The following is a 13,942-nucleotide window of genomic DNA, read 5'->3' on the forward strand; positions in this document are numbered from 1 at the left end:
CTTCATAAATAGCTTACCACTTGGAGTTAACTCCAAGTCAAGCGATTATGTTTAATTAAATTCATCCTTTAAAAGACCATAATGCACAAGGTCCTCATATTCCCCCCATTTTTTAACATGCTGTCTTAACACTCCTTCATGCTTCATGCCTAGTTTTTTCATAACTGCACCCGATGCAGAATTCTTCCCTAGATGACGTGCAAATACACGGTTTAATTTCATTTCTCCAAACGCATATCTTACTATTCCTTTAGCTGCTTCAGTACAATATCCATTATTCTTATACTTTCTCCCAATCCAATAGGCAAGTTCCCCATGATCAAACTTCTTATTACAGCCCATGCTTATTGCACCGATTACATATTTTTCTTCTTTATGTACAATAGCTAATTCAAGCAATCTATCTTCATTAAAATTATCACTATGTGTTTCTATCCATTTCTCTGCCATTCCATCCTCATAAGGATGTGGGATATATAATGTAGTTTCTGCAATATATTTATCACTTGCTAATTCTTGAACTTCTTTGGCATCCTCTAAACTGAAAGGTCGTAATATTAATCTTTCTAATTGAATTGTCGGTATCGTTTTCATACATAATCTCCCCTCGAAAATATTCTTAGTAAGCGTCAGTGATACATTGTATTTCTATTAATTATTTATTTCAGGAATTTCACATACCATTCTCAAATCTATGTATTCCAAAATCTGAAACTGTTGAATGTCTTAACGCTTCTCTCAATGGACTTAGATTCGTTGTAAATCTTACATCAATCCCCAAATCAACTTGTCTTTTAAGTAAATTATTTATCGGTTTTATTTCTGTTGGCGTGATTTCATGTTCACTTATGTAATATCCAGCTGTCTTATCGAATAATTTAAAGCTTTCTGCTGGCATTGAATAACGATACGTCGTTGTATTCATTATTGTTTCATACCAGTGGTTTTCAACAGTAATAACTGTATCTGCATTAGTTATCCCAAAAAATTTGAGATTATCTTCAGCACTTATTCCTTCATTTCTTCTATATACAATCCTTGGGCAATTCCTTGGAAAATAAAAAGTATGTTCATGTTCTTGATCAATAGCCCAAACTACTGGGGGCATGTCTTGTCTGTTATGTTTAACCCTTGGTTTAAACAACTTAATATTAGATTCCTCACTAAAGTGATATAACAGCTTCATTGAAACACCTCGCGAAAATTTATATGATGTCAAGAATTACGTATAGCGTTTGTGAATTCACGAAACGACCCAACCTTAATTATCTTAGGATGGGCCATTTGTTGTCTTTCGGTACCTTCTTCTATTCGAATTTATTTCAATTCAAAAAACAATTCTGTTTTAACTCCTATTTTTTCAAATCCACATTTCTTATACATCTCTTTAGCGGTGTCAGAACTATCTGTAATTAGATATACATCTTTCACATCGTTCTCTTCTGCGATTTTTAGTAAATATTTGATAATAGTGCTACCAAAACCTTTCCTTTGATATTCTTCTAATATATCAAAATCTTCGATCTTGGCTATGTTATGCAAGACCATTAATTCGCAATTTCCGATAGGTAAGTCATTATGATAACAAACATATAAATCGAGCGGAAGATTATCCGTTTGGTATACTTTAGACTTACGATGTATTCGTCTTTGCGCAAAATCCCTACCCATTGTCGCTTCATTTGCTAGTACATCGACATTTCTGCCATCAAGCATAATATCATCGCTAATCGCTTTTTTTATTATGCAGTCAGTATTTCCAACAATGTTTCTATGACGATCGGTTTTTATATGCATGTAATCATAAACGGTGATTTCAGGTTTGATATGCAATTCCCTAAGTTTGTCTTCAGTTAATTTATCCATTTTTAATTTCATTAATTTGTTTAATATGTCTTTGTTCATGCAAGTACAGTGATCTAACCCATTCAATTAATAACATCTCTTTAAAAACTGGATGTATAAATTGCCTTCTACTCAGCAAGGATGGATCTTCTATTGTGTTTAATAGGTCATTTAACTTCTCTCTTGAATCATTTAATTTATCAATGATTTCTTGAGATTTTAAAATTTCATCAGTTGGTTTAACAATGTCTGGAGCTTCTAACTTTTTACTTCTATCAAGTAGAAATTCTAATGCTTTGTTCTTTATAAACGAATCTTCTTTGCTCTTTAATCCTCTCTTTATTGCTACGACATATAATTCTTCTGTCTTACTTATGTGTTGACATACCTGACTAACACTCCAGCTGTATGGGTCTTTCCGTTTATTAAATTGATCTTCGCGTAATCCATTAAGAATTCCTAGTAATTCGTCTCTTGTTTCTTTTAATTTTTGATTGATTTCTTGAAGTTCCATCGAAAACTCCCCTTCTATAGTTTAGTTTTCAGTACGTCATGACTCTATATTCTATTCCATCTTAGAAATGAAATACCTTCCAAATAAGAACTATAACTCACTATAAGCCTAGCCTTAGCGAGTATGCCAAGAGATAGAGCCAAGGGCGTAAATTGTTTAGTAGACATTTGAGAATTCAAAAAAAACATATGATTATTTTTTTATACCATGTTAGCATTCGAAATGTAAGAATATTCTAATACAGAAGGGAAATGAAAATATGAATATTAACATCGAAACTCTACCTAATTATCGCATCGCATATGTACGACAAGTTGGTCCATATGGTCCTGTGAACAATCAAGCAATGGAAAATTTGAAAAAATGGGCAAAGGAGAAAAACCTGCTTACTGAATCGACAATCCTACTCGGAATTCCACAAGATAACCCGGAAACAACACTTCCAGAAAACTGTCGATATGATGCTTGCATTGTCATTTCAAACGATTTTCAAATCGATGATTCAATTTACGAAAGCGAACTTTCTGGTGGAAAATATGTTATTTGTGAACTCAAGCATACAGCAGAAGAAATTCAAAAAGCATGGACTGAGATTTTTCCTTATTTGAAAAATAACGGGTACCAAATTGATAACAAGGCCATTTTTGAAAGATACATTGGTGACATGATTTTTAACGATTATTGTGAAATATGTATACCCATACAACCGGTATAGTTTAATTAACGCTCAATATAAAAAGCAACAAAACAGGATAAAACCTGTTTTGTTGCTTATAAAATTATTTTTGTAAAACTCGAGATCCTTCTCAAAAAATGGTTTTCTGATCTTCTATAAATCCAGTCTAAAGAATAGCATTTTTTTGTCTTTCAATATGTAATTAATAACAAGGTCTTTTTCCAGCTCTTCATTTATTTCATTTTCCAATTTAAATCCAAGTCTCGAATAGAAACGTTTGTTAATTTCATTATCTTTTCCTGTCATTAAGGTAACTTTAGAATAATTATTATTTCTTAAATAATGAATTAATTCATTCATAAGTCCTATACCAATATGTTGCCCTCTATGTTCCTCTTTAACAAATAAATAGTGAATGTATACGTGACTTTGCTCAGTCTGGTCAACCACTCCTAATACAAATCCAACTAATTCTTCATTAATGTAAGCAAGTCTACAGGTGTTTCTGAAAAATCTATAAAACATAATATATATTGAATCTCTTTCAATGGGCAACGGAAAACAATCTAAATCCTTCAATTGTAATAATCCTTTTGAATCGAATGGTGTGATTTTAACTTCGCTCATAGTTCACCTCTTTGTTCTTAATTATCTGTCCATTATATCTTTAAATAATTGCTCTTTATCTCGATGCTCGCCTTGATAAATGTCTAGATAATCGAAAATTTCAAAGGAAAAATCAACAAAAGCACGTCCCTTGGCAGTAATCACATGTTCGTCTCTAACTACTCGCTGATCTATGAAATTCTCACGTGGAAACGGATCTTCAACATCTAATTCTTTTATTCTTTCTATAGAGCAAGATGTGGTGAAATTCCTCCTATTTAATATACCTGATCTTGCCAGATATTGTGGTCCATGACATATTGCAGCTAGCATCTTCTCTTCTTGATCAAGTTTAATAATAAGTTCAGTTAATTCTTTCTGCTGGTTTCGAATCGGTCCGCCAGGGATAATAAGTCCCTCAATATCTTCAAGTTCCATTGCTTCATTAACAGTCAAATTGGGTTTATAATACAGACCAGATTCGCTAATTACAGATTCATAATTATATCCCATTGAGAATATTTCCTTTTTCCCAATATTCTTAATTTTATGAAATGCTAAGGTAATCTCAAAATCAGCAAAATCCTCTGATATAAAACAAATTATCTTCCCCATTCAACCACCCCCAAAATCTCTAGAATTTCACTGCATCTGGTACTTGAAAAATAATATATTTACCTGTCCACATCTCTGATTCGACAATTATCTCGTCTTTGTTATTATTGCTAGTGAATATAATACCTGCCCCCAGTTGTTCTTTAAATACTATTCCTAATGTGTTAAATCGTTTTATTATTTCATTTCGTCCATCCTTTTGATTGCCTTGATAAATATACCAATTGTATCCTTTACTGTTAGTCAGATATATTATTGAATTGTTATTGGTGATTTTTTCATATACCTGTTTTTTCGTCATACCTTCAAAAGGCAATTCGGGTAAATAAGACTTCATATAAAAAGTAATTAAACCAAAACACAGGAATACGATTGTTACTATTCCTAAAGCGATTGTAGTTATCATCTTTTTTGAAATGATATTCATTTATTCACCTAAGTTCGATTATTTAATAATTCCTGCATATTCAAAAGCATTCTTAATGTCTTCAGCTATCATGTATCTCTTACTCTTCTCGATATTAAAACTATCTCCAGTCTGTGTGTATGACGGATAAAATCTAATATTGTTATATATATACTCTTGGTTTCTGATTTTATATGTGGATCCACTTGGTATAACTTTGACACCATGCTTTCTCTTATATATGTAATTCATTGATTTAATCGCGAAATCCCCCATACACATTATAGATTTAGCATTAATAAATGGCTCAATCTCTCTTTCTAACACCAGACTACAATTCTTGATTGTAGTAGCGGAAACTAAATAATCTTTCTTACTGCATTTAATTGCTGTTGTTAGATATATTCCCATATCTTTAAGGTCGTCGAGAGAATTTATGTTATACCCAGAATCCGCTAGAGCTTGCTGAGTCGTCCTGAAAAAAGAGGCTTCTTCATTAGTATAAAAATAGTCGTCCAAATTCTTAGGCAATGCTTCAGATACCATGATTACTTTAACCTGCTCATTTGAAATACTTACCGTTGGCAGATAAGCTTCTTGCTGCACATCATTGCAATTTTTTTCACATATCATACATTCACTAATGGACATTGTAATACCTCCCTATTTTGTTTTCTTCATTTAACGCTAAAACTTACACTCATTTAAAGTCAGGACTTTTAAGTATCCTCATGTCTGTTATGTTTATTCTATAGACTTTTTCAGAAGCATCTCCAATATTCATAATTTCGAGATAATCTGCTTCATAACAAGAAAATCCATTAACTACCCTCACTCTTTCACCAGTAGATAGCGTAAATATTTCCCCGATTTTTGATTTTAATATTTCATCCATATCCAACGGTAATTCACTCCATTCGCCTTACACTATTGTTCCCTTATGTTTGTTCCTTATCTTCTATCACAATTTCCCCTTCTCCTGAAGGTACTTCAAAACCATGTAGGAATGAATTTAATATTTCATCTGTAATTGTAAATGCAGCATTTGCATCAAATCGCTGGCTCCGTACTCGAAGTCGTTCACGTAAATCACTCGGATGGACTTTCAAATAAATAAGTTTCCACTCTCCACCAACATCTTCAATAAGCTTCTTATATTCATTCCTTCTCTTCTGTTGCCAAAAACTAAAATCAATGACTACGTTGCGCTTTTCCTCCACTAAAATCACTAATTGATTACGTAACTTTAATTCTGCGTTTACTTTAAGCTGCTCATACATTTCAATTGGATAATCAATCCCATATCGACCATTAGTAGCCCATATCTCTTCATCAATGGAGAGACGTACAAAGCCCACCTTTTCTAAACGCTGAGCAAATGTTGTTTTGCCTGACCCTGCCACACCACACATCATTACTATCAATGGGGCTGTAACGTCTGTTCGACAGATTAAATCATTTATATTAAAACTTTCCCTCATCCATATTCCTCCTTCATTACTTCTTTCTTTTAATCACAAATGCTTTATCCGAATTTTCAAACCCTAATCGTGGATAATACTCAACTGCTCCTGGAGCAGAAAGCAGTACCATAGAACATTCATCACCAACTATAGATTGTATACGTTTTACTAATTCAGTTCCGATTCCATGCTTTTGGTATCTTTTATCTACTGCAAGATCAGATAAATAACAGCAATATGAAAAATCAGTTATTGCTCTTGCTACGCCAATCATCTTTCCATCAAACCAAGCGGTAATCATAACATCTGAGTTATCTATCATTTTTTGTATTCTCTCATAGTCATCAAATGGTCTTTTGATTCCCGAGTTCTTAAAGACTTCAGCAACATCTCTTGCACGTTGTTCTTTTTCTTCTGAATAAATTATCATTTATATTGCTCCTTCAGTTTATTCATGAAAATGACCCAGCCTTAGATAGCTCTTATCGTAGGCTGGGTCATTTGTTGTTGAGCTTATTCCATTATAATACAAAACCCAGCTACTCCATAATTCATTATTCTTGCGTGTCTTCGTCACTTTGGTATTCTAAAACATCTCCAGGCTGACATTCTAAAGCCTTACAAATCGCCTCTAAAGTGGATAATCGAATCGCCTTTGCCTTGCCATTCTTCAAAATAGAAAGATTCGCCATCGTTATTCCAACTCTCTCATTGTTTTAGACAAAAATAAAGAACGTTCCTCATTTCTAAGAAATGCTCCAATTAGTCCTTAAATAGTTCTTTCAACATTCCATTTCGGTTTTCCAGAAAGCTTTTAGTTATTTGATAATGATCTGTATCTTCATAAGCAATTTCTGCTATTCCTCCATTATCAAAACTCAATATCTGTCCTCCCGGATAACCTAAGATAATGGGAGAATGAGTAGCGATAATAAATTGAGATGTATCAGCAAGATCACGAATAATGCGCAATAAAGATAGTTGCCTAGCTGGAGATAATGCAGCTTCAGGCTCATCGAGTAAATACAGCCCTTTTCGATTAAATCTGTTCACAAACAGATTTAGAAATGACTCCCCGTGAGATTGTTCATGCAATGAACGTCCACCATAATGCTCATGGGCACCAATGCTATCAATATGAGACGCGAATTGGTAAAATGATTCGGATCTCATAAAGAAACCATTAGAGATTTTGGGTAACCAAGATAGTCGCAAATATTCTCCTAATGAAGAGCCAGCAGCATTAATCTCATAAAAATTATTCCTTCCGCCCCCGGCAGTATTAAACCCACATTGATGAGCAATACCTTCAAGTATTGTAGATTTACCCGATCCATTTTCACCAACAAAAAAAGTAACGTTGTTCCTGAATTCCAATTTGTTCAATGAATTTATCGTTGGAATATTAAAAGGATACTGATCAAGATTTTCATTTTTTTCAATTAGTAATTCTACACTTCTAAGGTACATATCTGTGCTCCTATTCGTCGTAACTATAGTCTTCAATTACTGATATTTTTCCCTCTTTGATTTTAAATATTGATTTTCCTTTTAACCGAATCTTATCTCCAGCTTTTAGATTATTAGGAAGGTCCATTGCCAATATTCCTTCATAATCAATTTCAACTTCAACTCTATCATCGTAGAACTCGCAATCAATAATCGTTTGACAACGACTTGAGAATATCTCTGCTGATTTCACTGCCAAATCTCTAAACTCTTGAATGCCCTTTGTCTCTGTATTAATATCGCCGTTTGATATATTTCTAAACTCAATATCTTTATTTAATAAATTTACGATACCCTCAACATCAAATGAATTATAGGCACTAATATATTCTTGAATAATATTATTGATTTCTTCTTCGAACACAACCATTCTCCTCTCAGGCATCATAAGAATCTAATACGAAGATATAGACTACTAGGCTATTTTTTCGACTTAAGAAGTCTTTTCAACCTATTCGAAAAACCTTCCTGTTCTTTTATTACTTGAGTTTCCCAGCCATCATAATCTCCATGAAATTGTTGTGCCACACTTACTAAATAATCGGTTACTTCATTGATGGCATGAAGTTGAACAAAGTCATTTCTAGAAATTCTTAATGAGTACTTATCATCTTGAATAACCTGATCTTCGATTTGAAATCTGTCTTTTTGAACTTTCTCTTTGAAATAATTACATGACTCTTCTGAACTGAAATAGATCCAATGATTCACTGATCGCGATTTTTCTAAATTGTCTCCAAGCTCAATAAGTTTATCTACCAACTCTCTGTTACCCATTCGATGCCATTCGGATTTATTTGGATATAGAAACTCATGATAGAAGGCTCTTGGCTTCTGTTCTTCAATGCAGTTAATGCTGTACTTATAATTTTCAAGAAACTTTTCGGCAATATTCTCTAATTTGCTTCCATCTACATGATCCGTATAGTAAAAGAAATCTCTCTTACCATCTGTGGTGATCCTTCCAACAAACATATAATTACTATCTAACGAATCATGGATTGAATCCTCTATATCATACAAAATTGATGCTTCCATATTCGAAGTAAGTCCATTTTCATTTGGTTCATTTAATGTGACACTGAGCCGATACAGATGGATCAACATCTCATCTGATCTATTTACCCAAGGCTCCAAATCCAACAAGATTGAAGCTGGCTTATCGTCGATGGATGTAAAGTAAGTATTCCAATTGTCTGACATTTCTGCACCGCCTTAATATATATATTGACGTCTTCATGACGTCTGTTTATCTCTCACTCACTTAATGTGTATTAATCTCTAATTTCATTTGTATAAATATAACGCCATTTATAGTCTTCTCTTCCTCAATATAGCTGAATCCCATATTTTTATAGAAATCCACTGAATTGGGTGAAGAGTTTACCGTAATTATTCTGATATCCTGAACCCGCAAGATATTGACTATATACTTAATCAGGGTTGTACCGACACCGTGTCCTCTATAGTCATTATTAATAAACAACATAGATATATGATTATTATTTCTTATTTCAATTACTCCAACTAAACTATCATTCATATATGCAGCATAAACCGCATGATCTTTAAATTGCCTTCCCTTAAAAGCCTTTAAATCTATGTATTTATAAAATTCTTGAACACCTTCAGGAGTATACCAAGGAGATACTTGTGTATCGAACGATTCCTTAATAAGTTGTATAACTGAATCAATCTCATTGGATGAGAGAGGGTTTATCTTAATATTCATGAATTAGCTCTACTCCCCTTCAAATCACTTAAATTTTCAAATATATTCTCAAAGAAATTTTATTCTTATATATCTACTCAAATGGATCGTAATGTTTCAAATCAGATTCTATAATACCTTCTTCCAGGCCTTCTTCATTCAATATATAACTAAACTGCAATACTTCATTATGTGCAAAATATACATACTCCACATAGGGCTCATCTTTAAAAGTAACGATCGTATAAAATGCTGGCAGCTTAATACCCCATACTCCTTTAACGGATTCTATTTCTGCTCTACTATAATTCTGTTCTTCTAATAGATAGTCAGTAACTCTATTTGCATATATATTTTTGTTCATTTGTACGTAAATAACGGGCGTTACTATTAATAAAGCTACTAGGAGAGCCATTATGATTACTATAATCCTTACTTTCTTGTTCTTTATAATCATCATTCCTTTTAGTTACTTCAATTCGATTTTTTCCTCTATCCATTTTTCGATTTTCTTTGTATTATTCTTCTGTTCTACTGAACCATGTTTGGATGCTAAGCTCATAATATCCTTATATGAAACTCCCTCAACATTACCCCACTTTTTCCATGGTACTAAATCAAAAAAATAATGCTTATAATATTTTTTGGGATTCATTGAACCGGGGGCGTAATTATATGTTCCCATGTTAACGGGATCCGTGACAATTTCTTCTGTCTCTGTATTATATACAGCCTCAAACCTACCATCTGCTGAGATAAATTTAACATTTAATGCCGCGTTAACTCCCTCATAATTATATCTATGGAATTTTGCACTGAATAACTTCCATTTATGTTCAGAGGTCAAGGTTATCATTTCATCTAAACTTGTAGGTGCATCACTATATGAGTTCAATGTGTTTCTAAAATAATGTATTTCCTCTGTAATACTATTTAATTTTCTAATATTTTTATCAAATGTTTCAAAATAAAGATTATCGTTTTCATGATTTTTTAAAATACTAGGGTTACTTTCTAAATCCTTCATCATCTTAGTTATTACTGCTTTGGCTGCAACTCTATTTGAACCATCAAAAATATACCATTTTTCATTTTCTGATTTTACTCGCTCATATAAGTCATCAAGTTCATAAAAATATGTATTGGATAAAAATTCTACGTTATCTCCATTTCTACTTTCAAACAATTCTTGATTCCGTATTGTCCTGTATCCATTGATACAAATTAAAAGCAAAATGATTACTATACCTGTATAAATAGCTACTTTTTTTTAAATCATATTTCCCTCGTCTCTTGTCATTAAATTTCTAGAAGGTAAGGGTGTTTAGAAATAATTTCACAGCTTGATAAAGACCTATAGGATCATCGTCACGTATCGTATGTCCACTTTCAGGAAACTCAATCAATTCGGTGTTCGGTCTTCGTGTTGCCATTTCTCTAGCATGCTCTGTAGTCATTACCCATGTTTTATGACCATGTAGTAGCAGAGCTGGACATTTAGAGGATAACCAATCATCCCAGTGATCTCCATTAAGTAATTGTTGTGAGAGTACCATATCTTGATACTTGAATCTTAATGCCCAACCATCCGAATATTCTGTTAAACTCTCAAGAAAATATGTATCATCCTTAAAACCTTTTGCTTTAAGAAAATCCCTAAAGGAACGTACAGTTGGAAAGCGTTCAGGCCATTCTAATATAAAGGATAAATCATCATTTGCAACAGCACCTATGTCCTCAATAATGATTGCTTTCACTAACTCAGGATATTGAGCAGCAATCTGATAAGCATTCACTCCGCCAAGAGAATGTCCATATAAAACAACAGGACCAATGTCTAACTTAGTTATAAGTTGAACCGTATCTTGAATATAGGAAGATCTACTATAATCTCCGGATGGATCGCTCCAACCATGTCCTTGTTGATCAATCGCTATTACTCTCCATTCAGAACCTAGCGCTTCCGACAAGCCACTAAACATAGTATTTCTTCCAAAATGACCGTGAAGAGCTACCAATGGAAATCCAGAACCTGCAAAGTCCAAATAAGATAGAGTTCTTCCGTTAATCTCATCAATTTTTCTTGTATACATCATGATTTCTCCTCTAGTTTAATTCATCCATGATTTGACACACTAAGAACGGTTTCTCAAGGACTTTTTCGCGAAGTAGACAGCCAAAAAATTAAATTCAATATGTAGCACACATGTTAACAGAATCGAATGTGTTATATCTGCAAGGCCTCCAAATGTAATTCCTCCAACAAAAGCAAAAACCATAAATCTTGTACTTTGTCGCGATAACTTATAATATTGCAGATGACAAATTGCGAATAATAATGCAGAGATAATCACCGTATATGACACTGGTAAAAAAATAAATTCAAATATCTGCCCGGTAGCTAAATATTGGTTTAGGTAGGGAAGGATTAACCCCCTAAAAACAATTTCTTCAATAACTGGCCATACAATGATAAAATTAATTGTGTTGAATTTACCGACTGGATTATATCCCGAATATCGCGACGCTATACAATTGGCAATAAGAAGAATTAAGAAGACTGGCATTACTTTTATTATGTTACTTGGCGAATTAATTATATAATTCCACTTAAAAAAAGGTACTAATATCAAAATGCCAACAGCCCAGAAATATAAACTGTATCTTACCAGGTTAGCTGAAAATCTCTTTATAATGACTTCGACTATCTTATATGAAAAAGTCAGTAATAATGACAAACACAAGGCTATGTACATAGCGCCCCCTATATCCCCCCCGAATATGATTGTGATGAGACCCCTTTAGATTATTTATTAATTGATTTGTGGATGGGTTCATCTAAGGTTTCTACGCTATGGAAAGAATTTATCTTGTTTCATTTCATACTCATTTAATTCAATAATTAATGATTCTTTGAAATAAACTATGCTAGACCCATCCCATTCGTATTCTTTCCCATCATATAAGCACTTGAATCTCCATTCCACAAAAGCTACATTACGTACTTCATCAAACCCAATTTCTTTGATTTCCCAGTAATCAACCTTATTGTCACTGTCATTCCATTGAGCAAACCAGATTAATAACTCATTCTTTCCTTCCATGACCGCACCAGTACATTCCCTTATAATAGCTGCATCATGTACAGCCCTACTAAACATTTCAATGTCTTTCTTAATCCATGATTCGAAATATTCACTAATTATTATGGATGCTTGATTTCGATTCAAAGTAACCACTCCCCAGAATTAATAGAAATAATCCTTTCTGCGACCTACCGAAACGCTAGCTTCTAATTTGTGCTAGATGATGCAACATATGATTAATATAATCCTCAAATATTTATTTCCTTTATATCTTTAATCTCAGCATAACCATCATATGTTACTGCATCTCTAATCTCATCAATCTCTAATTGGTATTTGCCTCTAAATGTTTCTTGCTTATAATCCTTACTGGTGTAAGTTATTATTAATTCCACAATATCAATATAGTCCACTTCTCCATAATCTACTATGCTCATTTGGACAGAAAAATTGGACCTATTAACTAATAGACTTGTCATTAAGGCTTTTTGTTTATCTAATACAGTTTCATTCGCTGATATTCTCTTGATTTCAGTTATATCTAAAGTATTTAAGCATTCTTCTAGAGTTTTTGGGTAAGATTCAAGGAGTTCATCTACATAGTAACCATCCACTTTGACTGCACCCATACGCTGTTCAATATCTTGCTCAAAATTAGCCCATTCCCTAATATCACTTAATACATAAGAGGACTCTCCAACCTTCTCTACCGAATATATCCAATGAAATTCCTTAACCACTCCATCCTTGCCTGGATAATTAATTTTAATTAACTCAGTAACTTCAACATCAAATTTATTAGTATCAATATAATAAGTCCAATATATATCTGAATTTTGGAACTCCTCAGTAATCTCTCTAGTAAATAAGTTACTTACTAGCTTCTTTTGCGATACAAACAGGTTACTATTGGGAAAAAGATTAGGTTCTACATATGAAAATTCACCTTCATTTATAGCTTTAATTAGATTGATTTCATATTCTTTGATTAATTTGCTTATTCCCCCCATAGTATCATCAAGTTTTCTTTCAACAAAAGTTATTTCAGTTTCTATTGGCTTATCGGTTTTGTTAACAACATTAGTCTTGTTTTCTTTATAACTAAAGTTCTCATTAGTACAAGCGGTTAGTATGAAAAAAGCTACAATCAAAACAAAAATCTTCTTCACCCAAGTTCCTCCGATTTATCTGCGGTTTCTGATAACGTTTCTGTATTCACGAATCCGAGTGCTTAGGTATTTATAATCGTCTAGTTCTTTTTTCATCTAAATATATATCTAGTGCTTCTATTCCACGAATTAATAACTTAATTAATAAATATAAAGCATATAGACCAAGTAAAATAAATAAACCATAAACGATAACTAGTATAAACGGAAATATTGTAAACATTCCATAACACCTTCTATCGAAGTAAGATTGTATTTTAAAATAATTATTCCGTGGATCTCTGGTAACGTTCTGGTATATACGAAGTGACCCAGCCGTAGATTGTTCTCATCTTAGGCTGG

General features: G+C 32.9%; 23 protein-coding genes. 1 reads left to right on the forward strand and 22 read right to left on the reverse strand.

What is annotated here, in order from left to right; all coding sequences use genetic code 11:
* Window positions 1-51: 51 nt before the first annotated feature.
* The 4 genes from EJP82_RS17810 to EJP82_RS17825 all read right to left on the reverse strand — a co-directional run bounded on the left by EJP82_RS17810 (window position 52) and on the right by EJP82_RS17825 (window position 2,359).
* A complete protein-coding gene (locus tag EJP82_RS17810; protein WP_127193423.1) occupies window positions 52-594 on the reverse strand; it encodes a GNAT family N-acetyltransferase in 543 nt (180 codons plus the stop codon).
* Between the two features lie 79 nt (window positions 595-673).
* The gene (locus EJP82_RS17815; protein ID WP_127193424.1) at window positions 674-1,186 is read right to left on the reverse strand and encodes a DUF6886 family protein; all 513 of its coding nucleotides are present in this window, start codon (window positions 1,184-1,186) and stop codon (window positions 674-676) included.
* Window positions 1,187-1,317: 131 nt separating this feature from the next.
* Complete coding sequence (locus EJP82_RS17820) at window positions 1,318-1,866, reverse strand: GNAT family N-acetyltransferase (protein ID WP_170220223.1); 549 nt, start codon at window positions 1,864-1,866, stop codon at window positions 1,318-1,320.
* Complete coding sequence (locus EJP82_RS17825) at window positions 1,859-2,359, reverse strand: DinB family protein (RefSeq protein ID WP_127193426.1); 501 nt, start codon at window positions 2,357-2,359, stop codon at window positions 1,859-1,861. Before EJP82_RS17825 ends, EJP82_RS17820 begins: the two co-directional genes overlap by 8 nt.
* A 259-nt stretch (window positions 2,360-2,618) precedes the next feature.
* On the opposite strand from EJP82_RS17825, the gene EJP82_RS17830 reads away from it, so the two are divergent.
* On the forward strand, window positions 2,619-3,074 hold the full coding sequence (locus EJP82_RS17830; protein ID WP_127193427.1) for an AraC family transcriptional regulator: 456 nt from the start codon (window positions 2,619-2,621) through the stop codon (window positions 3,072-3,074).
* Between the two features lie 114 nt (window positions 3,075-3,188).
* On the opposite strand, the gene EJP82_RS17835 is transcribed toward EJP82_RS17830, so the two are convergent.
* From EJP82_RS17835 to EJP82_RS17920, 18 genes are all read right to left on the reverse strand, one after another.
* On the reverse strand, window positions 3,189-3,662 hold the full coding sequence (locus tag EJP82_RS17835; protein ID WP_127193428.1) for a GNAT family N-acetyltransferase: 474 nt from the start codon (window positions 3,660-3,662) through the stop codon (window positions 3,189-3,191).
* A 21-nt stretch (window positions 3,663-3,683) separates the two neighbouring features.
* Window positions 3,684-4,256: a DJ-1/PfpI family protein gene (locus tag EJP82_RS17840; RefSeq protein WP_127193429.1), complete on the reverse strand. Its 573-nt coding sequence runs from the start codon at window positions 4,254-4,256 to the stop codon at window positions 3,684-3,686.
* Between the two features lie 19 nt (window positions 4,257-4,275).
* On the reverse strand, window positions 4,276-4,683 hold the full coding sequence (locus EJP82_RS17845) for a hypothetical protein (protein WP_127193430.1): 408 nt from the start codon (window positions 4,681-4,683) through the stop codon (window positions 4,276-4,278).
* Window positions 4,684-4,701: 18 nt separating this feature from the next.
* Window positions 4,702-5,313 carry a uracil-DNA glycosylase family protein gene (locus EJP82_RS28480; protein WP_246054233.1) on the reverse strand — a complete coding sequence of 204 codons (612 nt, stop codon included), beginning with the start codon at window positions 5,311-5,313 and terminating at the stop codon, window positions 4,702-4,704.
* Window positions 5,314-5,362: 49 nt separating this feature from the next.
* Window positions 5,363-5,563 (reverse strand): hypothetical protein, encoded by a 201-nt coding sequence (locus tag EJP82_RS17855; protein ID WP_127193431.1) that lies wholly within the window; start codon window positions 5,561-5,563, stop codon window positions 5,363-5,365.
* A 37-nt stretch (window positions 5,564-5,600) separates the two neighbouring features.
* A complete protein-coding gene (locus EJP82_RS17860; RefSeq protein ID WP_127193432.1) occupies window positions 5,601-6,143 on the reverse strand; it encodes a P-loop nucleotide/nucleoside kinase family protein in 543 nt (180 codons plus the stop codon).
* 16 nt (window positions 6,144-6,159) lie between these two features.
* The gene (locus EJP82_RS17865) at window positions 6,160-6,555 is read right to left on the reverse strand and encodes a GNAT family N-acetyltransferase (protein WP_127193433.1); all 396 of its coding nucleotides are present in this window, start codon (window positions 6,553-6,555) and stop codon (window positions 6,160-6,162) included.
* 124 nt (window positions 6,556-6,679) lie between these two features.
* Window positions 6,680-6,823: a helix-turn-helix domain-containing protein gene (locus EJP82_RS17870; RefSeq protein ID WP_281278204.1), complete on the reverse strand. Its 144-nt coding sequence runs from the start codon at window positions 6,821-6,823 to the stop codon at window positions 6,680-6,682.
* Window positions 6,824-6,887: 64 nt separating this feature from the next.
* Window positions 6,888-7,595, reverse strand: a complete 708-nt coding sequence (locus EJP82_RS17875) for an AAA family ATPase (RefSeq protein WP_127193435.1) — start codon at window positions 7,593-7,595, stop codon at window positions 6,888-6,890.
* A gap of 10 nt (window positions 7,596-7,605) precedes the next feature.
* A complete protein-coding gene (locus tag EJP82_RS17880) occupies window positions 7,606-8,004 on the reverse strand; it encodes a nuclear transport factor 2 family protein (protein WP_127193436.1) in 399 nt (132 codons plus the stop codon).
* Between the two features lie 50 nt (window positions 8,005-8,054).
* Window positions 8,055-8,837: a DUF695 domain-containing protein gene (locus EJP82_RS17885; protein ID WP_127193437.1), complete on the reverse strand. Its 783-nt coding sequence runs from the start codon at window positions 8,835-8,837 to the stop codon at window positions 8,055-8,057.
* Window positions 8,838-8,898: 61 nt separating this feature from the next.
* Window positions 8,899-9,366, reverse strand: a complete 468-nt coding sequence (locus EJP82_RS17890) for a GNAT family N-acetyltransferase (RefSeq protein ID WP_127193438.1) — start codon at window positions 9,364-9,366, stop codon at window positions 8,899-8,901.
* A gap of 73 nt (window positions 9,367-9,439) precedes the next feature.
* A complete protein-coding gene (locus EJP82_RS17895) occupies window positions 9,440-9,805 on the reverse strand; it encodes a DUF3139 domain-containing protein (RefSeq protein ID WP_127193439.1) in 366 nt (121 codons plus the stop codon).
* 9 nt (window positions 9,806-9,814) lie between these two features.
* Window positions 9,815-10,531 carry a hypothetical protein gene (locus tag EJP82_RS17900; RefSeq protein ID WP_127193440.1) on the reverse strand — a complete coding sequence of 239 codons (717 nt, stop codon included), beginning with the start codon at window positions 10,529-10,531 and terminating at the stop codon, window positions 9,815-9,817.
* A 121-nt stretch (window positions 10,532-10,652) separates the two neighbouring features.
* The gene (locus tag EJP82_RS17905; protein WP_211350175.1) at window positions 10,653-11,441 is read right to left on the reverse strand and encodes an alpha/beta fold hydrolase; all 789 of its coding nucleotides are present in this window, start codon (window positions 11,439-11,441) and stop codon (window positions 10,653-10,655) included.
* A 39-nt stretch (window positions 11,442-11,480) separates the two neighbouring features.
* Window positions 11,481-12,101 carry a CPBP family intramembrane glutamic endopeptidase gene (locus EJP82_RS17910; protein ID WP_127193441.1) on the reverse strand — a complete coding sequence of 207 codons (621 nt, stop codon included), beginning with the start codon at window positions 12,099-12,101 and terminating at the stop codon, window positions 11,481-11,483.
* Between the two features lie 96 nt (window positions 12,102-12,197).
* Window positions 12,198-12,584, reverse strand: a complete 387-nt coding sequence (locus EJP82_RS17915; protein WP_246054238.1) for a nuclear transport factor 2 family protein — start codon at window positions 12,582-12,584, stop codon at window positions 12,198-12,200.
* Window positions 12,585-12,679: 95 nt separating this feature from the next.
* A complete protein-coding gene (locus EJP82_RS17920; protein WP_127193443.1) occupies window positions 12,680-13,600 on the reverse strand; it encodes a TcaA NTF2-like domain-containing protein in 921 nt (306 codons plus the stop codon).
* Between the last annotated feature and the right edge of the window lie 342 nt (window positions 13,601-13,942).

Source organism: Paenibacillus anaericanus (genome assembly GCF_003994475.1).
Taxonomy (GTDB): Bacteria; Bacillota; Bacilli; order Paenibacillales; family Paenibacillaceae; genus Fontibacillus; species Fontibacillus anaericanus.